Genomic DNA, 19,321 nt, shown 5'->3' with positions numbered 1-19,321 from the left:
CCTAAGTGTGACACGGGCTCGGCTATACTGGCTGCATGAGCGCCCAATCCCCGCATGTCCAGCATGTAAGGCAGGTTCTTTTATGGCCCTTGCGGTTGATGCCGCCCGATGGGGCCGAGCGTGCGCATGCGCGGCCTTGGGAACTCCTGGGAGCTGATTCGCCGTGGCGCGAGGTCACTTCGGCGCAGGATGCCAGTCCTGCTTTCCAGGAGCGCTATTACACCGAATTCGTCAGCTTCCTGCCCTATGTGCAGCGCTTCCTGTTCGGCGCCGGCCAGCGCCGTATCTTCCGCCGCAAGGATATCGCCAGGGTGCGCGTCACCACCCAGCCCGGCGCCGCGCCGCGTGCGCTGGATGTGCATAACCTCTGCCTGCATTTCTTCTTCGACGTCGATATCGTGCTGCTGGTGATGGAAGTCGGCGCTAGCGACTTGCCCTTCGATGAAGCGCAGGACCTGTTGTACCGCTTCGGCCGCGCTTACCCCGCCGGCTGGGATGACGCGGGCAATGCCCTGCATTGCATGCATGGGGTGGAGTGGCTCGATGCCGACGGCCGCCTGCTGGTGCAATCGGATGCGCAGGAGCGGCAAGCTTTCATCGATCAGGTAGTGCGGCACCAGGCGCCGCGCATTGCCTCCCACTGGCGCTATCTGCTGGAGCCAATGGAGCCTGATGGTCCCGGCGCCAAGGCTGCACTGCGCTACCGGCAGGTGGAGTATTACCGCATGCCGATGATGGCTTATCTTGCCGTCGATCGCCCGAATGAGCTGTCGCCGGCCGATTTCGCGGCCCTGGGCACGATGGCGGGCACGTCATCCGCGCCGGCGGATGCCCAGCGCACGCAGTCGGACGGCGTCGACCGCCGCTATTTCTATGACCGCTTCTGGTGCAACGGCGGCGCCGCGCCTTATACGCGCTACATCTGCAGCGGCTACGCGCTGGTCGTCGTCGGCGATGCGGCTTCGCAATTCTTCTGCTGCAAGGAACGCGGCGTGCTGTCGCAGTTCCGCCACCAGCACTTCCTGCTGTTCATGATCGCCCACCTGCAGAAGTCGTCGCTGCTGATGTTCTCCGACCGGCTGGCGGAGGCGCTGACGGAGCTTCAGGTGACTGACGCGGACAGCGTGCGCTCCTTCAAGCGCCGTATCCGCTATGCATTCGAGAGCTTCCTGCGCTTCACACACCGTTACTGGTTCACCGAAATCTCGGACCAGCAGCAGATCCGTGCGCTATTCCGCATGTGCGCCCAGCACCTCGACATCGAACGCGCCTACGCCGAAGTGAAAACCCGCGTGGCCGACATGAACGGCTATCTGGAAGCCGACAGCCTGCGGCGCCAGGCCAACACCGTCGTGCGCCTGACAGTGGTTACCATCTTCGGCATGATCGGCACCATCACTACCGGTTTCCTCGGCATGAACCTGCTGGCGGAGGCCGATGCGCCGATGTCGCGCAGGGTATGGATCTTCGGAGCGGTATTCGTCATTACCACTGCGTTGACCGTGTACACAATGGCGAAGTCCAAGCGCCTGTCCGACTTCCTCGATGCGCTGTCGGATGAGCGCTTGTCCATCTGGACCAAAGTAAAGGCCCTGGCAGCCGTGTGGCGTTCCTAAATTGACAATATTTTGGGCGCGCTGCAAGATCAGGTTTTCCATCGCCTGTGAAAACACATGAAGCCAAGCCGCATCGCCACCGCAGTAGCTCTTTGTTTCTCCCTGCAGGGATTCGCCTGCGCCAGCAATGCGCCGATCACGCGCGTCACCCTGTATTCCGGGATCGCCACCGTGGAGCGCAGCGCCCAGGTCTCACCCGGCATGAAGGAGCTGGAAATCACCGGCCTGCCGGCCAATTTCGATGCGCAGACGCTGCGCATCCAGGCTTCGCCAGGCGTGCAGGTTGGCCAGGTCCTGACCCGCGACGTGGGTCAGGCCGAAGCGGTCAGCCCGCGCGAAGCGGAGCTGGAAGCCAAACTGCAGGCGCTGGAAGACAGCCGCGATTTGCTGAACGTTGAAATCGAGTCGTCCGTCCTGGTGAAGAATTACCTGTCCAAGCTGAATGGCGGCGAGGGCGTTGCCAGCCCGGTCGACGGCAAGTCGCTCGCTGCCGCCGTCGATACGATCAAGCGTGGCGGGCGCGAGGCCTTGGCGCAGATCCAGCGTACCCAGGTCCAATTGCGCGAGATCGAGAAAAAGATCAAGGCTGCGCAGCGCGAACTGGAGAAGGCGCGCAGCGGCGCGCGCGACCAGCGCAGCATTACCATTGCCGTCGCGGCGCAGCAGGCCGGCAGCCTCCAGCTTTCCTACCAGGTGAACCGCGCGGGCTGGAAGCCTGCTTACCGCGCTTCCCTGAACTCCACCACGTCCACCATTGAACTGGAGCGCATGGCGGTGGTGGCGCAAAAGTCCGGTGAGGATTGGAGCGGAGTCGAGATGCGCTTGTCCACCGGCCAACCGCGCCTGTCGCCGCAGGCGCCTGAACCTGTGCCGCAGCGTTTGACCTATTACCCGCCGCGGCCGCCTCAGGAAGCACGCCCTTTGGCGGAGCCGGTCTACGCAGCGGCACCGCCAGCAGCCCCTGTTGCGTTCACCGGATCGCGCATTGCGTCGGACAACTTCATCCCGCCAGTGCTGGAGACGCAGGGCACCTTCGATACGGAATTCTCGGTGCCGAACCGGGTCACCCTGGCCTCCGACGGCCGAGAAATTACCTTGCCCCTGTCGACCCTGAAAGTCGCCGCCAAGCAGCGCGTGCGCGTCGTACCCCGCCAGGAGAAGTTCGCCGTGATCACGGCGGAAGCGGAGCGTCCCTCCGGCGTCTGGCTGAACGGGAATATCCAGTTGTTCCGCGATGGCGGCTATGTCGGCGCCAGCTACTGGAACACTCACGCCTCGGACAAGCTGGCGCTGTCCTTCGGCCGCGATGAACTGGTGCGCGTCACGGTGGACCGCGCCGACCAGCAGTCCGGCAGCCGCGGTTTCCTGTCGCAACGCGGCGAGCAGCAGGTGGCCGACGTGTTCACCATCAGCAGCTTGCACAAAACGCCGATTGACTTGCTGGTGCTGGAATCCACCCCGGTCAGCGCATCGGAGGAAATCAAGGTGAAGCAGACGTTCTCGCCGCAGCCGGGCATTGCGGCGTGGGAGCAGCGCCAGGGCGTCGTCGGTTGGGAGAAAACCATGGCGCCGAATGAGACCATGAAGATCAACGTCGGCTACAACATCAGCTATCCTAAAGAAGGTACGGTAAGCGGCTTGCAAAATTTCTGAGGACAGATCCATGACACTACCCGCCGTATTACAGAATCTGACGCTTCCTGTCATTGCTTCGCCAATGTTCATCGCCAGCGGCCCTGCGCTGGTGGCAGCCCAGTGCAAGGCCGGCATTGTCGGTTCCTTCCCGGCGCTGAATGCGCGGCCGAAAGAGCTGCTCGATACCTGGCTGACCGACCTGCAGAAGGAACTTGGCGACTACCAGGCCCGGAATCCCGGCGTGCGCGTGGGCCCGATCGCGGTGAACCAGATCGTCCATCATTCGAACGAAAGGCTGGAACACGATGTGGAGGTGTGCGTGCGGCACAAGGTGCCGATCATCATTTCCTCGCTGCGCGCGCCGCCTGTGGAAATGTTGGATGCTATCCACAGCTACGGCGGCATTGTGCTGCATGATGTGGTCAGCATCCGCCATGCGCAGAAGGCGCTGGAAGCAGGCGTCGATGGCCTGATCCTGGTCGCCAGCGGCGCGGGCGGCCATGCGGGAACGCTGTCGCCATTCGCGCTGGTGGGCGAGGTGCGGCGCTTCTTCGACGGTCCGCTGGCGCTGTCCGGATCGATCGCAACCGGCGACGCGGTGCTGGCCGCGCAGGCGATGGGGGCCGACTTTGCCTACATCGGCTCGCGTTTCCTGGCGACGCAGGAGTCCAACGTCACGGAAGACTACCGTGAGGCCATCATCGAATCGTCGGCGGCCGACGTGGTCTACACCAACCTGTTCACGGGCGTGCACGGCAACTACCTGAAGAAATCCATCGTGGCGGCCGGACTCGATCCGGAGAACCTGCCGGAATCGGACAAGTCGAAAATGAGCTTCAATAGCGGCACGGCCAAGGCCTGGCGCGATATCTGGGGCGCTGGCCAGGGTGTCGGCTTGATGCACGATGTGCCGACTACATCGGAATTGGTGGAACGATTGAAGACGGAATACAACGCTGCGCGCGCCCGCCTGCAGCTTCGCACGTAATAAATGCGCGCGTTTCGTAATGTTTTGTAAGCGCTCATGACGAGGCGCGAACGCAATCGCCGGGCTGCGGCCGCTGCTCTGTAAAGTTTTGTAAGCGCTGCCGCAGTCATCCTGCAAAATCCCCATAAGAATCAATGGTTTGCCTTGCGGTGTTTCGCAAGGCGGCGTCGCTGGTGTCACATTTTTCACGGTGTTAGCATGAATTTACTGATCGACAACACCCCGTGGAGAAGCCGCCGTGCCAACCAGCCGTATCCTGCGAGCCGCACTAGTCCTGGCGCTGATGTGCGCCGGCGCCGCACGTGCCGGCACCCTGGTGCTGGAAAGCTGGCGGGTTGACGACAAGGCCTTGTGGGAGACCGTGCTGCTGCCTGCGTTCGAACGCAAGCATCCGGGCATCTCGGTAAAGTTCTCGCCCACCGCTCCTACCGAATACGACACCAGCCTGGCAGCCCGCCTTGGCAACGGCACCGCAGGCGATATGCTGGCCTGCCGTCCCTTCGATACCTCGCTGCTGTTGTACCGCCGCGGCTACCTGGAAAAACTGAATGGCAAGCCTGGCATGGAAAACTTCGCGCCAGGCTCGCTGGTCGCCTGGCAGACGGACGACGGCAAGGACATCTTCTGCATGCCGGTCGCTTCGGTGATCCACGGCTTCCTGTACAACAAGAAGATTTTCCGGAAGCTGGGCCTGCAGCCGCCGGCGACGGAAACCGAATTCTTTAACGTACTCGATGCCGTGCGCAAAAGCCAATACGCGCCGCTGGCGCTGGGCACCGCCGACGAATGGCTGTCCAGCCAGACCGTGTTCACCAATATCGGGCCGAATTACTGGGGCGGGGAGCAGGGCCGGCGTGCGCTGATCGCAGGCAAAGCCAGGTTCACCGATGCGCCCTTCGTGGCGGCCTTCGAGTTCGAGGCGCGCCTTGCCGCGTACTTGCCTAAATCGGCACCGGTTCAGACTTACCGCGATACCCAACTCCTGTTCGCGCAAGGCGGCGCCGCGATCTATCCGGCCGGTTCCTGGGACATCTCCTATTTCAACCAGTTCCCCGATCTTGAACTGGGCGTCTTCGCGCCGCCCCTGCAGCAGGCGGGTGACCGCTGCCAGATTTCCGACCACATGGATATTGGCATCGGCATCAACCGCAAGTCGCGCAACAAAGCCGACGCCTACAAGTTCCTGGCCTGGCTCGGCTCCCAGGAATTCGCCGACCTGTACACCAACCGCGTGATCGGATTTTTCACGCTGTCGAACCACCTGATCGCGGTGCGTGACCCGCTGGCCAAGCAGATGGCGGCCTGGCGCGCGACATGTGATTCGAATTTCCGCCTCAATGCGCTGATCATGAACCGCGGCTTGCCCAATATGGAGAGCGAGCTGTGGTCGGTGAATGCGCAGGTCTTGAACGGAAAGCTGGGCGCGCGCGAAGCGGCGGTGCGCATACAGAACGGTTTTGCCAAGTGGTACTTGCCACAGCAGGAATGATCACACTCCCCCAAGCAGTGTGTTGGCCCCGGCATGGGGAGTATGCCGGGGAATTTTTTGCAGCGCTTTAGAGACGATAAGGAAAAAGAAATGAACGGAGCACCGCTAGGAAGGAAGAAACTACCGCAGTTGATCGCGCTGATGTTCGGCACGCTGGCACTGCATAACGTGCAGGCACAGACAGCAGACGGCAACGAAGCGCTGCAGTCGGTGGAGGTTCGCGGCATTCGCGAAACGCTGAAGCGCAACCTGGCCGAGAAGCGCGACGCGCTGAATGTGGTGGATTCCGTCACGGCGGAGGACCTGGGCAAGTTCCCGGACAAGAACGTGGCCGATTCCCTGCAGCGCATCCCCGGCATTTCGGTCGACCGCACCTGGGGCGAAGGCCGCGATATCTTCGTGCGCGGCACCGACAAGAACCTGAACATGACTCAGTTGAACGGCCAGTCGGTGGCTTCCGCCTACTGGTGGAAGAACGATGCGCAAAGCCGCGGCTTCAACTACGACATCCTGCCGTCCGAACTGGTTGGCAGCCTGGATGTTTTCAAGAGCCCTTCGGCCGATCTGGATGAGGGCAGCATTGGCGGCCTGGTGATCGTGCGTACCCGCAAGCCGCTGCAATTCAAGAAGCCTTTCACTGCGCAGGCTTCGGCCGAAGCGACCTACAGTGACCTGCCGAAGAAAACCGATCCGCAGTTCTCCGGCCTGGTGAACTGGGTCAACGAGGCGAAGACCTTCGGCGTGCTCGTGGCCCTGAGCCGCCAGGAGCGCACCATGCGCCGCGACGGCCTGGAGAATTTCACCGACGCCACCAAGTACAACATCATCGATCAGAATGGCGCGGTCACCCCGAACGCTTATGCGTCCTGGGGCGGCGGCACGCCGATCTTCCGCCAGGACCGCGAGCGCACTACCGGCAACATCACCTTGCAACTGCGCCCGACCCCACAATCGGACATATCGCTGAATTACCTCAATTCCGATATGAAGATGGATAACAGCAACCAGAACTACCTGTGGCAGATTGGCGGCCTGGCGGATGCGGGCAACAATATCCGTGTGGATAACCCGCGCTTTATCAACAACTCGGATGGCGGCAAGTCCGTGGTGGGCGGCACCGTAGGTCCGGCGAACGGCGTGTCGTTCGAGCCGATCTACCGTGAAGCCTATGTGAAGTCGAAAGTGGTGGACCTGGAAGGCAGCTATGATGGCGACAACTGGAAGCTGCACGCGCAGGCCGGCACGACTTCCGGCTCCGGCGGCAGCAAGCATGACCGCAACTTCTGGTTCACCGGTAATACCCGCGCCACCATCAATATCGCGCCCGACACCTACGAGGTGAAATACCTCGACATGAGCCCCCTCGATCCAAGCAAGCTTACGCTGCAAAGCGCGCGCGACTGGATCCGCCGCATGGAGAGCAAGGAAAACTACGGGCAGGCCGACCTGACCATTGACCTGGAAAATCCCTACATCAAGTCGGTCAAGGTGGGCCTGAAGTACCGCGACAACAAGGTGCAGAACCGCCGCACCATCGGTACCGTGGGACCGGGCAGCGTTGGCTGGATTCCATACACGCTGGCCGATCTCTCCACCGGTCCTTCGCCGATTATCAGCCAGGAGGCCGCAACGGCGGGCTCGTTGACCCAGTTCGCCTGGGTGGACGATGGGCTTGCCGCCAGCAAGGGCTTCACCATGTACGACAAAGGCATGGTTTACAAGGAAGCCAAGGGCGAGTACTACCGCATCCAGGAGAAGATTTCGGCAGCCTATGTGCGTGCCGATTACGGTTTCGACAAATGGCGCGGTGACTTCGGCGTGCGCCTGGTGCGAACCAGGCAGACGTCGGATGCGTACCAGGACCTCGATGGCACCGGCAACTACGTGCTGGGCAGCGTCGGCCGCAGCTATACGGATGCTCTGCCGAACATCAACGTGGTGTATGACTTCCGCAAGGACTTGTTGCTGCGTGCGGCCGCTTCGCGTGTCATGGCGCGCAACACCTTCAGCGACCTGAGTGCCAGCACGGAGGTGAGCGGCACCACCAATGCCGCGACGGCAGGCAATCCGCTGCTCAAGCCTTACCACGCCAACCAGTTCGAGATCGGCGCCGAATGGTACTTCGCCGATGCATCGCTGCTGTCGGCTACCGCCTTCGCCAAACAGCTCGATACCTTCATTTACACCTCGACGGCAATGGAGAACGTGGCTGGCGTGCAGCGTCCGGTGACCCGCCCGCACAATGCCGATAACGGCGCCAAAGTGAACGGCCTGGAAATCCAGTGGCAGCAGGCGTTCGGCAGCAGCGGCTTCGGCACGGTGGTCAACTTTACGTACACCGATGCCAAGACCGGCGCGGCGGCGGGCGGCCGCAAGCTGAATGTGATCGGCAACTCGAAGAACCAGATGAATGCCAGCGTGTTCTACGAGAAGAACAGCTACAGCGTGCGCCTGTCGTACAACTACCGCTCCAAGTCCTACGGTGGCCTGGACCAGGGCGGCCAGGATGTGACCAGCGCCTACGGCCAGTGGGACGCCACTGCCAATTGGGATATCACTCCGCAGTTGAGCATCTTCGCCAGCGCCGTCAACATCGGCAATGAGCTGATCCGCACCAACACCACCGACGGCTTGCCGGTTGGCGTGTACGAAAACGGCGCGCGTTACAGCGTCGGCCTGCGCGGCAAGTTCTGACCTGCCGCAACGCCCCTTCCCGCCGGGAGGGGGCTTCCTTATCTTCGCCCTTCGGATTCACATGCACAAAGAACAGACCCTCGAGATGGCCCACGGCCGCACTGCTCCTGGCGCCAGTGTGGCAGTAGCCATGACCTTCATCGGCCTGATGTTTTTCATCCTTGGCTGCGCCACCTGGCTGAATGGATCGCTGATCCCCTTCCTCAAGATTACCTGCGACCTGAACAACTTCCAGTCCTTGTGGGTCACATTTGCCTTCTACATTGCCTATACCCTGATGGCGTTGCCTTCGGCAGCCGTGCTGCGGCGCACTGGCTACCGTGCCGGCATGTCGATCGGCCTGGCCGTGATGGCGTTCGGCGCAGTGCTGTTTATTCCCGCCGCACGCGCCGCTTCCTACCCGCTATTCCTGCTGGCGTTGTTCACGCTGGCCAGCGGCATGACCTTGATGCAGACAGCAATCAATCCCTACATCGTCTGCATTGGAGCGCGCGAGAGCGCAGCCACCCGGATCAGCATCATGGGACTGTTCAACAAGACTGCGGGCGTGCTGGTGCCGTTGGCGTTCAGCGGCATGATGCTGTCCGACTTTGGCCAGTATTCCGATGCCACCTTGGCTGCGATGAGTGCCGCCGACGCCGCTTTGCTGCGCAGCCAGCTCGCACAACGCCTGGTAACGCCGTATGGCCTGATGGCAGCCGGTCTGCTGGCGATGGCGGTGATCGTGCGCTTTGCGCCGCTGAGCGAGATCCCGGGACAGCAGGCTGGCAGCGAGGAGGGTACGTCGCGCTGGGGCGTGCTGCAGTTCCCGCAACTGGTGCTGGGCGCGCTGGCGCTGTTCGTCTATGTCGGTGTGGAAGTGATTGCGGGCGACACCATTGGCCTGTACGGGCATAGCCTGCACGTGGAGAAATTCGGCATTCTCACGTCCTACACCATGGGCTTCATGGTGGCGGGCTATATCGTCGGCATTGTGGCGATTCCGCGCTGGCTGTCGCAGAAACAGGCGCTTTTGCTGTCGGCGTTGAGCGGCATCGTGTTCTCCTTCGGGGTGATCCAGGGTTCGGCGACCGGCAGCGGCCTGTCGCAGGCGATACTGGGCGTGTTCGGCGTGCCGGCGGTGCCGGATACCGTGATGTTCCTGGCGATGCTGGGCTTTGCCAATGCCCTCGTATGGCCGGCAATCTGGCCGCTGGCGCTGGAAGGCCTGGGGCGTTACACCGCCAGCGGCTCGGCCCTGCTGATCATGGGGATCGCAGGCGGTGCATTATTGCCTATGCTGTACGGGCACCTGTCCGACGTCTCGGGATCGCAGGCGGCATACTGGCTGCTGCTGCCTTGCTATGCCCTGATCCTGTTCTATGCCGTAAAAGGACACAAAATGACTTCATGGAGATAGAATTGCCGGATCGTTATCTGCTGGAGTAGTTGGTGCACAAGTCCCACCGGCGTTTGCAGATTGCGCGCCTGGCGCGCCTGCTCCCACTTCCCCTGATGCTGATGTCCATGCCCGCCCAGGCGGCCGCGCCTTCCTTGCAGGTGCTGCACTGGTGGACGTCGGCCGGCGAGCGTCACGCGGCCAATGTGCTGGCGGCACGCCTGGCGGACGAAGGCATTACCTGGCAGGACGCCGCAATTCCCGGCGGGGCAGGGCTCGGTGCCGGCAAGGTGCTGCGCAGCCGCGTCCTGGCGGGCAATGCGCCGGACGCCACGCAGATCATCGGCGTTTCCATCGGCGAGTGGGCAGAGCTTGGCCTGCTGCTGGAACTGGATGGCGTTGCCAACGCCGGCAACTGGAACAAGGCCCTGTTTCCCACCGTGCGCGACCTGGTCCGCCATCGCGGCCATGTGGTTGCGGCTCCACTGGGAATCCACCGCATCAATACCCTGTTCTACAACCGCAAGCTGTTCGAGCGCCTGAACATGGCGCCGCCTGCAAGCTGGCCCGAATTCGAGAAGGCGGCACGCCAGCTTCGCGCGGCCGGCATTGCTCCGCTGGTGCAAAGCAGCGAACCTTGGCAGGTAGCCACGTTGTTCGAAAACCTGCTGCTGGCGACCGGCGGGCCTGAGTATTATCGCGAGCTGTTCGTGCGCCAGAGCCCGCAGGCAGCCGCAGACCCGCGCCTGGCGCAGGCTTTGCAGCGCTTGCGCACCATGAAAGGCTGGATGCTCAATCCGGCCGACGAGCAGCCATGGACGGAGGCGGTCAAACGCTTCTCGCGCGGCGAGGCCGCCATGTTCATCATGGGCGATTGGGCGAAGGCTGAATTGAACGAATTGGGCCAATCGGTCGACACCGACTTTTCCTGTGTTCCGCTGCCCGGCACAGACAACTATCACCTCTACAGCGTGGACACGCTGGCCATGTTCGTCAACGACTACAGCCACCAGGCGGCGCAGGAAAAACTGGCGAAGGCCGTGATGTCGCCGCTCGCGCAGCTGCAATACAGCGCCGCCAAGGGCTCGGTACCGGTGCGCCGCGATGCCAGTCCCGCAGCGATGGATAGCTGCGCGCGTTCCTCCTGGCGCAGTTTTGCACGAGGCACCGCAGCGCAGGCGCCAAGCCTGGTGCACCGCATGGCGGCCGACGAAGAGAGCCGCGATGCCATCATCGCCGAGCTGCACCGCTTCTACATGGACGACACGGTGGCGGCGGCGGAAACGCAGCGCCGGCTCGCCAGCCTCCTGCGCACCCTGACCCTGCGCTCACATAAACAGCAAGGAAGCCAACATGCCACGCAAGATACTGATCGTCGATGACGACCAAAAAACCCGGCTGCTGCTCAAGACCTACCTGGAGAAGAACCAGTATGAGGTGATCCTTGCCCATAACGGCGAGAGCTTCCTGGCCGAACTGCATGCGCACGCCGAACAGTTGTCGCTGGTGATCCTCGATGTGATGCTGCCGGATACCGACGGCTTTGCGCTGTGCCGCATCGTGCGCCAGCGCTCCAACCTGCCGATCATCATGCTGACTGCCAGTTCGGACGAAACCGACCGCGTGGTGGGCCTGGAGCTGGGCGCCGACGATTACATCGCCAAGCCATACAGCCCGCGCGAACTGCTGGCGCGCATCAAGGCAATCCTGCGCCGTGCCGGCGCCGACCCAGCGCCCACAGTGCGTGCCTATCACTTCAACGGCTTCACGCTGGACCTGGCGGAACGCACGGTCGTCGACAGCGAAGGCGTGCCGTTGGCGTTGACCGGGCTTGATTTCCAGCTCCTGAAATATTTCGTCGAGCATCCTGGCACTGTGCTCGACCGCAGCCTGCTGTGCGAAGAGACGCGGGGCCGCGACTCGGGGCCGCTCGATCGATCGCTGGACGTGCAGATCAGCCGCCTGCGCCTGCGTCTCAACGACGATGGCAAACAACCCATGCTGATCAAGACCGTGCGCGGCGCGGGCTACGTGTTCTCCGCCACCGTAGCAGTGACGCATGCGTAGGCTTTGGCCGCAATCGCTGCTGGCGCGCCTGTCGCTGGTGATGGTGGCGGGGCTGCTTCTGACGCAAGTTGCTGTGAGTGTGTTGTGGACCTTGCAGCTTCGCGACAAGACCCAGGCCGATGTGAAATCGGCTGCCGATTACCTGGGACAGGGCGCCGCGAGCTCGATCCGCTTCTTCCGCAGCCTGCCGCCAAGCTACCGCAGCCTGCTGATCCAGCAGTTCCGCGAAATGGGCGGCACGCGCTTCTATGTTGCGCTGAATCGTGCCGAGGTCGCGGTCCAGCAGATTGCGCCGAACGCTTTGGCGCAGACCGCACTTGGCGCCATGGAAAGCACCTTGCGCAAGGGCCTGGCTGGGGACAACCGCCTGCGCCTGGACTTTGCCTGGCCCGACCAGCTGACGGTGTCGCCCGATGGGGTGCGTGTCGGCGATCTGCCGGAGGCCTGGGTGCGCCACATCCTGCTGCTCAAGCCCGATCCCGCGCCGATCCTGGTGATCCAGACCGAACTCGAACCTGGCAACTGGCTGTACCTCGCCACGCTGATGCCCAATCCCTATTTCCTGAACAGCAATGACCCCTTGTCGCCGGACAAGCTGGTAGTGCAAGGCGTATCGCTGGCAGTGCTGCTGCTGCTGTCCTTCCTGGTAGTGCGCTCCATCACGCGCCCGCTGGCGGCGCTATCCGACGCTGCCGAAGCCTTCGGCAAGGACGAACATGCGCCGGCCTTGCCGGAATCCGGCAGCCGCGAATTCGTCAACACGGCGCGCGCCTTCGGCGCCATGCGCGAGCGCATCGCGAAATACATCAAGGACCGCGAGCGCCTGTTCATCTCCATCTCGCACGATTTGCGCACGCCAATCACGCGCCTCAAGCTGCGCGCCGAACTGCTCGATGACGATGCGCTGCGCGGCGAGTTCGAAGAAGACCTGGATGAATTGGACATGATGGTGAAAGGCGCGTTGCAGTGCGTGAAGGACAGCGACATCCATGAGAATCCGACCGAAGTAAAGCTGGACCCGCTGATCCGCCGCCTGGTCCGCAGCGCGGAGTTGGCGGGACACAGCGTGGCATATGAAGATTGCGGGAGCACCGTGCGGGGCAAGCCGCTGGCGCTCAAGCGCGCCGTCGGCAACTTGCTGGACAACGCCCTGTTCTACGGCGAGCGTGCGCAGATCAGTGTGCGTTCAACGGAGGGGTGGACGGAAATCGCGGTACGCGACCATGGCCCCGGCGTGCCGGAGGAGGCCATATCGAGCTTGCTCGAGCCCTATGTCCGCCTGACCCATGGGCGCGAACGCAATGATTCCGGCATGGGACTTGGCCTTGGCATCGCCAAGGGGATCGTGGATAGTCATGGTGGCCAGCTGGTGCTGGCGAATCACCCCGGCGGCGGCTTGAATGCGGTGATCCGCCTGCCTGCGGACGCTTAATCCGTACCAGGCTTCTGCTGGCGTGCTTCGATCAAGCCTTCTTCGGCCAGCCTGAGGACGGTGTCGGCGAGCAGGTTGTAATTGGCATTCAGCGTGTAATCGTAAATGTAGCGCTTGACGACCTTGCCGGACCGGAGGCGAACCGTCAACGTCGACGAAGACAGGTCCATGACGACTTCTTGTGAAGGACGCGTTTCCGCGGCCTGGAAGTCGCGGTGGGCGACAAGCGAGCGAAACTCCTGCAGGCGCGCGCATTGTGAGGCATTGAGCCTGGAGCAATCGAATTCCGTATGATAGCTGGCCCACTCGCCTGCGAAGCCATTTCCCGAGATGAGTTCCACTGCGGCGACTTCGTCATCGGGCGCTACCCAGCGGTACTCCATTGGCATGTCCTGCCAGCGCACAAAGACTGCACTGGCTACCAGCACGCAGAGGCTAAAGCATGCCGCAAGCGAAGCGAAATTTTGCACATGATGCGCCTGGTCGAACGCAGGGCCTTCCTGTTCGACGCTGCGCAATGGGCGCTCGTTCAACGCTGGGTGAGATCCGTTGGGTTGATCGCCCACAGGCCCGGCAGGTTGCGCCAGTAGCCGTAAGCATCCATGCCAAAACCGACCACGAAGCGATTCGGGATGGTCAGGCCGACCAGGTCAGCCTTCACCGGCTTGGTCTTGCCGATGTCCTTGTCGCAGAAGACAGCGATGATGACTTCCTTGGCACCCATTTCCAGCAGGCGCTCCTTGACGTGCGCCAGGGTCTCGCCTTCGTCGAGGATGTCATCCAGCACGATCACGGTGCGGCCGGAGACGGTCGGGCGCGGGACCACTTTCCACACCACCTTGCCGCCCTGGTCTTCGTCGCCGTAACGGCTGACGTGGATGTAGTCGAATTCGAGCGGGAAGGTCAGTTGCGGCAGGATATTGCCGGTAAACACCACGGCACCGCCCATCACTCCCAACACCAGCGGGAATTCCTGTTTGGACGGATCGCCGAAGCGGTCGTTCAGCGTGCCGGCCATGCGGCTGACTGCGGCCTGTACCGTTTCCTTGTCGAAGAGCTCTTCTGCGTTCTGGAGCAGGGCGCGTGCGCGATTGTGGTGAAAGTCTTGCATGATGTTTCTGAGGCAGGTCAAGAATGGTTCAATTATCCCGCCATTCCGCCGCCTGCCCTAGGAACAGTTGGATTTACGCCACACGCTGCGGCATCTCAACTGTAATCGCGTACATCGTCGATGATCTTGCCGTCATTTGGCAAACTGCCGCGCGGTGCAAAGCACACTTCCCCGCGCAGTTTGGTGATGTCGCGGATGGTGGCAACGATGTCGGCAGTCTGCGCCTGCAGGGCCGGGTCGTCGGTTTCGCAATGCAGCGTCATGATTTCGTCCGCAATTTTGCCGGAGACGACCAGGCGCGCCTTTCCCATGCCGGGATGGCGGCGCGCGATTTCGTGCACCTGGGACGGATGGACGAACATGGCGCGCACCTTGGTGGTCTGGTCGGCGCGGCCAAGCCAGCCCTTGATGCGCGTGTTGGTGCGGCCGCAGGGTGACGGCGCGGCATCGAGCAGTACCGCCGACAGATCGCCGGTAGCAAAGCGGATCAACGGGTAGTCCGGGTTGAACAGGGTGACGACCACTTCGCCCACTTCGCCTGGCGCCACAGGGTCGCCGGAACCGGGGCGGACGATTTCCAGCAGCACGTCTTCGTCCAGCACCATGCCAGGATTGAGCTTGCTGCTGCTGCGCGTTTCGTAGGCGATACTGCCGATGTCGGCGGAGGCATAGGTCGAATTCACTTCCGACACGCCGTGCTGGGCGAACCACTGGCGCAGCGATTCAGGCAGCGCTTCGGCTCCCATCATGGCGCGCTTCACGCTGCTGATGTCGGCGCCCATCTCGGCGGCCTTTTCGATGATGATCTTCAGGAAGGAGGGCGTGCCGATATAGGTATCGGGGCGCAGTTCCGCCATCGCCTGCACCTGCAACTCGGTCTGGCCGGCGCCGGCTGGGATTACGGTGCAGCCAATGCGCGCGGCGCCGCCTTCGACCATGAATGCAGCGGGCGTGAAGTGATAGGAGAAACAATTCTGCACCAGGCAGCCCGGCCGCACTCCAGTCGCGAACATGGGCCGCGAGAAGCGCCACCAGTCGGTAGAGCGGCCTTCCGGATCGAAGATCGGTCCCGGGGACATGAAGATGCGTCCCAGCTTGCCGGCCGGCGTGCTGTTCAGGCCACCAAAAGGGCGATCCTGCGCCTGCAGCGCCTTCAAGTCGGATTTGCGGGTAACCGGCAGTTGCGCCAGCGCTTCGCGGCTGTCGATGCGCGAGGCATCGACGCCGGACAGGATGCGCGCCCAACCAGGCGCAGATTGCGCCTGCGCCACCAGAAGCGGCAGGCGCTCCATCAGGTCGCGTTCGCGCTCGGCGTGCGGGCGCGTTTCGAGGCTGTCCAGGGTTTCGGCCATCATGCCGCTCCTTCAATCTCGCGTTGCAGTTTCTTGGTCAATTTCGCAAATACCAGCTCGTGGGAGCGTTTGAGCAGTGCTTTTGCTTCCGCATCCGGCAGTTTGGACAGGTCTTCCACCATCACCCACCTGGCGCGCGCCAGGTAGGGCGCAGGGATGATGCCTTCGCGATCCGTCAGTTCCAGGAAGCGGTCGTCGTCCACTTTGAAACTGATTGCTTTTGCTTTGTCTTTGGCATCCATTGCAGCAAACATCTTTTCGCCAACCGAGAACACCAGGTTGCATTCCCATTTGATGTCTTCGGTGGCGCCGGGCAGGGTTCGGCAGAATTCTTTTGCTTTAGTCAGATTCATATTGATTAAGCTAGCCAGCGTTTGCGGCGTCGGTAAAATTTCATGTCGCGGAAGCTCTTGCGGCCGGCACCGGACATCCCGAGGTAGAACTCCTTGACGTCTTCGTTGTTGGCCAGTTCGCTGGCCTCGCCTTCCATCACCACCCGGCCGTTTTCCAGGATGTAGCCGAAGTCCGCGTAGCGCAGTGCCACATTGGTGTTCTGCTCCGCCAGCAGGAAAGACACGTTCTCTTTCGCGTTCAGGTCTTTGACGATGCCGAAGATCTCTTCCACGATCTGCGGTGCGATGCCCATCGAAGGTTCGTCGAGCAAAATCATGGAAGGCTTGGCCATCAGTGCGCGGCCAATGGCGCACATCTGCTGCTCGCCGCCGGAGGTGTAGCCCGCCTGGCTGTTGCGCCGCTCGCGCAGGCGGGGGAAGTAGTGGTAGACCTTTTCCAGCGATTCCTTCATTTCGCCGCGCGATGCACTGCGCGTATAAGCTCCTGTCAGCAAATTCTCCTCGATGGTCAGGTGGCCGAAGCAGTGACGGCCTTCCATCACCTGCGACAGCCCGCGCTTGACCAGCTCGTTGGGCGTGAGCTGGTCGATGCGTTCACCCTTGAATTGCACCTCGCCCTTGGTGACGTCGCCGCGCTCGCCGCGCAGCAGGGTCGAGATGGTCTTCAGTGTGGTGGACTTGCCGGCGCCGTTGGCGCCCAGCAGGGCAACGATCTTGCCCTGCGGGACCTGCAACGATACGCCTTTCAGCACCAGGATCACGTGGTCGTAAATGACCTCGATGTTATTTACCGACAGGTAGCTCATAAGCGGCTCACTTCATGCAGGCAGGCGTGATCTTCTTCTCTGCGGCGTATTTGCCGGACGACTCATCCACCAGCTTGCGCAGCAGGACTTTATCGCCCACCACCCAGTTTGGCGTGACAGCCTTCCAGGCCTTGCCATCCCATTGCTGCACTTTCACGGCACCTGAACCTTCGTGGTCGTCGCAGGAAGTCTTCACGGTCGGGAACATATTGAACACGCCCAGTGTCTTCTGGCGTGTTTCGTCGATGTTCAGGTTTTCGAAGCCCCAACGCAGTTGCTCGCCGGTGACGGCTTTGCCCTTGCCGAATTTTTCCTGCGCGGCGCGCATGGCTTCTACGTACATCACGCCCGCGGTCAGGCCGCGCATGTGGTAGACGGAGCCAATGCGGGCCTGGTCGGCCAGGTTGCCCTTGCCGCCGGCATAGACCTTCTTGCGCAGTTCATCCAGCAGCGGGTAATTGCCCGGCGTGTTGAAGGTCATCGAGGTGTAGCCCTTGGCTGCATCGCCCGACGGTACGGTATCTTCCTCGGAACCAGCCCACCACACGCCCAGCATTTTCTCGCGCGGGAAACCGTTGCGCTGCGCGGTCTTGATCGCGACCGAATTCATCACGCCCCAGCCCCACAGGATCACGTAGTCAGGCTTGGCCTGGCGGATCTGCAGCCATTGCGATTGCTGTTCGCTGCCTGGCGGCGCAACCGGAATCTTGATCAATTCAAAGCCGTACTGGGCGGACATCGCTTCCAGCACCGGCAGCGGCTCCTTGCCGAAGGCGGAGTCGTGGTAAAGGTGGACGATCTTCTTGCCTTTCAGCTTGTCCATGCCGCCGCTCTTTTCGCCAAGGTATTTCACCATTGCGGCGGCCTGGCTCCAGTAGTTGGAGATCAGCGGGAACACATACGGGAAGACCTTGCCGTTGGCGGCGTCGGAGCGGCCGTAGCCCAGGGTCGTCATCGGGATCTTGTCCTGGGGGATGCGGTCCAGGATGCCGTAGGCAATGCCGGTCGACAGCGGTTCAACCACAGTGGCGCCGCCATTCTTGGTTTTCAGGCGCTCATAGCACTCGACGCCGCGCGACGGGTTGTATTCGGTCTCGCATTCTTCCCAGCTGATTTTCACGCCATTCACGCCGCCGTTGGCATTGACCAGGTTGAAGTAGTCGATGATGCCGCCGTAGAAGCCGGAGCCACCCGCCGCATAAGGACCGACGCGGTAGGAGGGCAGGGCGACGAACTGTTCGGCTGGTTGCGCCCATGCGCTGCTGGCGGCGATGCTGCTTGCTACGGCAATGCCAAGTACGAACGATTTCATGTGATGTCTCCAGGTTTTATAGTTGCCGCTCAGTGCGGGAAAGGCCACAGGCGGAGTTTCTCTTTGCCGATTTGCCACAAACGCGCCAGACCGTGGGGTTCCACGATCAGGAAGAAAATGATCAGGGCGCCGAACACCATCAGCTCCAGGTTCGAAGCCACGGTGGTCGGCAGCGCCAGGCCGTGCGCCACGATGTTCAGGAATACCGGCAACAACACGATGAAGGCGGAGCCGAGGAAGGAGCCCAGCACCGAGCCGACGCCGCCGATGATGATCATGAACAGGATGCGGAAGGACAGGTCGAGGTTATAGGCTTCCGGCTCCACGGTGCCGAGGTAGGCGAAGGCATACAACGCGCCGGCCACCCCGCAGTAGAAGGAGCTGACCGCAAATGCCAGCAGCTTGGTGCGCATCAGGCGGATGCCGATCACTTCCGCTGCCACGTCCATGTCGCGTACTGCCATCCAGGAGCGGCCCACGTTGGAGCGGATCATGTTCTTGGCCAGCAGGGCCATGATTGCCACCACGGCCAGGACCAGCAGGTATTTGCGTTCCGGCGTATCGAAGGCGTAGCCGAAGATTTCCATTTTCTGCGCGGTGATCACGCCGGAGGAGCTGTAATTCGTCAGCCAGCCGATCTTGGTCAGGCACCACACCACGAAGAACTGCGTTGCCAGCGTCGACGCGGCCAGGTAAAAGCCGCGGATGCGCAATGAAGGCAGGCCGAAGGCCATGCCGACCATCGCGGCGCACAGGCCACCGAGCACAAATGCGGCCAGCACGGGGATGCCGGGAATGCGCAGCATGAAGTTATACGCCGCAAACGCGCCGACCGCCATGAAGGCCGCGGTGCCGAGCGACAGCTGGCCGGCATAGCCGGTCAGGATGTTAAGCCCCAGCGCGGCCAGCGCGAAAATCAGGAAAGGGATGAAGATGGCCGACAGCATGTAAGGTGACGACACCAGCGGCAGCACCAGCAGCGCGATGGCAAGGGTGGTGAACAGCGCGATACGGTCCTGGCGGATGGGCAGGATCTGGCCGTCCGCCTCGTAGCTGGTCTTGAATTGTCCTGCTTCGCGGTAGAACAT

The 19,321-nt window shown here is 62.2% G+C and carries 16 protein-coding genes; 9 read left to right on the top strand and 7 right to left on the bottom strand.

The features are described from left to right. Positions 1–35 precede the first annotated feature (35 nt). From ASD58_RS16075 to ASD58_RS16035, 9 genes are all read left to right on the top strand, one after another. A complete protein-coding gene (locus ASD58_RS16075) occupies positions 36–1,616 on the top strand; it encodes a CorA family divalent cation transporter (RefSeq protein ID WP_057262184.1) in 1,581 nt (526 codons plus the stop codon). 57 nt (positions 1,617–1,673) lie between these two features. Further along, positions 1,674–3,269, top strand: a complete 1,596-nt coding sequence (locus ASD58_RS16070) for a DUF4139 domain-containing protein (protein ID WP_057262183.1) — start codon at positions 1,674–1,676, stop codon at positions 3,267–3,269. Between the two features lie 10 nt (positions 3,270–3,279). After that, the gene (locus tag ASD58_RS16065; protein ID WP_057262182.1) at positions 3,280–4,239 is read left to right on the top strand and encodes a nitronate monooxygenase family protein; all 960 of its coding nucleotides are present in this window, start codon (positions 3,280–3,282) and stop codon (positions 4,237–4,239) included. A gap of 283 nt (positions 4,240–4,522) precedes the next feature. Next, on the top strand, positions 4,523–5,728 hold the full coding sequence (locus ASD58_RS16060) for an ABC transporter substrate-binding protein (RefSeq protein WP_082565452.1): 1,206 nt from the start codon (positions 4,523–4,525) through the stop codon (positions 5,726–5,728). Between the two features lie 90 nt (positions 5,729–5,818). Beyond that, positions 5,819–8,422 carry a TonB-dependent receptor gene (locus ASD58_RS16055; RefSeq protein WP_057262180.1) on the top strand — a complete coding sequence of 868 codons (2,604 nt, stop codon included), beginning with the start codon at positions 5,819–5,821 and terminating at the stop codon, positions 8,420–8,422. 61 nt (positions 8,423–8,483) lie between these two features. Further along, on the top strand, positions 8,484–9,821 hold the full coding sequence (gene gluP, locus ASD58_RS16050; RefSeq protein WP_200951614.1) for a glucose/galactose MFS transporter: 1,338 nt from the start codon (positions 8,484–8,486) through the stop codon (positions 9,819–9,821). A 32-nt stretch (positions 9,822–9,853) separates the two neighbouring features. Continuing rightward, positions 9,854–11,182 (top strand): ABC transporter substrate-binding protein, encoded by a 1,329-nt coding sequence (locus ASD58_RS16045; protein ID WP_229210001.1) that lies wholly within the window; start codon positions 9,854–9,856, stop codon positions 11,180–11,182. Beyond that, positions 11,154–11,867, top strand: coding sequence for a response regulator (locus ASD58_RS16040; protein WP_057262179.1), 714 nt, complete (start codon positions 11,154–11,156; stop codon positions 11,865–11,867). Before ASD58_RS16045 ends, ASD58_RS16040 begins: the two co-directional genes overlap by 29 nt. Continuing rightward, the gene (locus ASD58_RS16035; protein ID WP_057262178.1) at positions 11,860–13,299 is read left to right on the top strand and encodes an ATP-binding protein; all 1,440 of its coding nucleotides are present in this window, start codon (positions 11,860–11,862) and stop codon (positions 13,297–13,299) included. The genes ASD58_RS16040 and ASD58_RS16035 overlap by 8 nt, the downstream gene beginning before the upstream one ends. Here the strand turns inward: ASD58_RS16035 and ASD58_RS16030 are convergent. The 7 genes from ASD58_RS16030 to ASD58_RS16000 form a co-directional block, all read right to left on the bottom strand. Further along, positions 13,296–13,817: a hypothetical protein gene (locus ASD58_RS16030; RefSeq protein ID WP_057262177.1), complete on the bottom strand. Its 522-nt coding sequence runs from the start codon at positions 13,815–13,817 to the stop codon at positions 13,296–13,298. The two genes, ASD58_RS16035 and ASD58_RS16030, sit on opposite strands and share 4 nt — an antisense overlap. Before the next feature lie 11 nt (positions 13,818–13,828). Continuing rightward, entirely contained in the window at positions 13,829–14,410 is a 582-nt protein-coding gene (locus ASD58_RS16025; RefSeq protein WP_057262176.1) for a hypoxanthine-guanine phosphoribosyltransferase, read from the bottom strand. A 95-nt stretch (positions 14,411–14,505) separates the two neighbouring features. Beyond that, positions 14,506–15,762: a phenylacetate--CoA ligase family protein gene (locus ASD58_RS16020; protein WP_057262208.1), complete on the bottom strand. Its 1,257-nt coding sequence runs from the start codon at positions 15,760–15,762 to the stop codon at positions 14,506–14,508. Further along, positions 15,762–16,115: an MmcQ/YjbR family DNA-binding protein gene (locus ASD58_RS16015; RefSeq protein WP_057262175.1), complete on the bottom strand. Its 354-nt coding sequence runs from the start codon at positions 16,113–16,115 to the stop codon at positions 15,762–15,764. Before ASD58_RS16015 ends, ASD58_RS16020 begins: the two co-directional genes overlap by 1 nt. 5 nt (positions 16,116–16,120) lie before the next feature. Further along, entirely contained in the window at positions 16,121–16,921 is an 801-nt protein-coding gene (locus ASD58_RS16010) for an ABC transporter ATP-binding protein (protein WP_028103337.1), read from the bottom strand. A 7-nt stretch (positions 16,922–16,928) separates the two neighbouring features. Continuing rightward, entirely contained in the window at positions 16,929–18,233 is a 1,305-nt protein-coding gene (locus tag ASD58_RS16005) for an ABC transporter substrate-binding protein (protein ID WP_057262174.1), read from the bottom strand. A gap of 29 nt (positions 18,234–18,262) precedes the next feature. Next, the gene (locus ASD58_RS16000; RefSeq protein ID WP_057262173.1) at positions 18,263–19,321 is read right to left on the bottom strand and encodes a branched-chain amino acid ABC transporter permease; all 1,059 of its coding nucleotides are present in this window, start codon (positions 19,319–19,321) and stop codon (positions 18,263–18,265) included.

Origin of the sequence: Duganella sp. Root1480D1 (genome assembly GCF_001427305.1) — a bacterium.
GTDB lineage: Bacteria > Pseudomonadota > Gammaproteobacteria > Burkholderiales > Burkholderiaceae_D > Rugamonas.
This window is presented reverse-complemented; position numbering and strand designations above follow the sequence as displayed.

What these genes read in the sequence shown, in the direction of transcription:
- ASD58_RS16055 (WP_057262180.1), top strand. Translation starts at nt 5,819, where the DNA reads ATGAACGGAGCACCGCTAGGAAGGAAGAAACTACCGCAGTTGATCGCG.
- ASD58_RS16075 (WP_057262184.1), top strand. Translation starts at nt 36, where the DNA reads ATGAGCGCCCAATCCCCGCATGTCCAGCATGTAAGGCAGGTTCTTTTA.
- ASD58_RS16065 (WP_057262182.1), top strand. Translation starts at nt 3,280, where the DNA reads ATGACACTACCCGCCGTATTACAGAATCTGACGCTTCCTGTCATTGCT.
- ASD58_RS16025 (WP_057262176.1), bottom strand. Translation starts at nt 14,410, where the DNA reads ATGCAAGACTTTCACCACAATCGCGCACGCGCCCTGCTCCAGAACGCA.
- ASD58_RS16070 (WP_057262183.1), top strand. Translation starts at nt 1,674, where the DNA reads ATGAAGCCAAGCCGCATCGCCACCGCAGTAGCTCTTTGTTTCTCCCTG.
- ASD58_RS16010 (WP_028103337.1), bottom strand. Translation starts at nt 16,921, where the DNA reads ATGAGCTACCTGTCGGTAAATAACATCGAGGTCATTTACGACCACGTG.
- ASD58_RS16000 (WP_057262173.1), bottom strand. Translation starts at nt 19,321, where the DNA reads ATGTTCTACCGCGAAGCAGGACAATTCAAGACCAGCTACGAGGCGGAC.
- gluP (WP_200951614.1), top strand. Translation starts at nt 8,484, where the DNA reads ATGCACAAAGAACAGACCCTCGAGATGGCCCACGGCCGCACTGCTCCT.
- ASD58_RS16060 (WP_082565452.1), top strand. Translation starts at nt 4,523, where the DNA reads ATGTGCGCCGGCGCCGCACGTGCCGGCACCCTGGTGCTGGAAAGCTGG.
- ASD58_RS16040 (WP_057262179.1), top strand. Translation starts at nt 11,154, where the DNA reads ATGCCACGCAAGATACTGATCGTCGATGACGACCAAAAAACCCGGCTG.
- ASD58_RS16020 (WP_057262208.1), bottom strand. Translation starts at nt 15,762, where the DNA reads ATGGCCGAAACCCTGGACAGCCTCGAAACGCGCCCGCACGCCGAGCGC.
- ASD58_RS16005 (WP_057262174.1), bottom strand. Translation starts at nt 18,233, where the DNA reads ATGAAATCGTTCGTACTTGGCATTGCCGTAGCAAGCAGCATCGCCGCC.
- ASD58_RS16035 (WP_057262178.1), top strand. Translation starts at nt 11,860, where the DNA reads ATGCGTAGGCTTTGGCCGCAATCGCTGCTGGCGCGCCTGTCGCTGGTG.
- ASD58_RS16015 (WP_057262175.1), bottom strand. Translation starts at nt 16,115, where the DNA reads ATGAATCTGACTAAAGCAAAAGAATTCTGCCGAACCCTGCCCGGCGCC.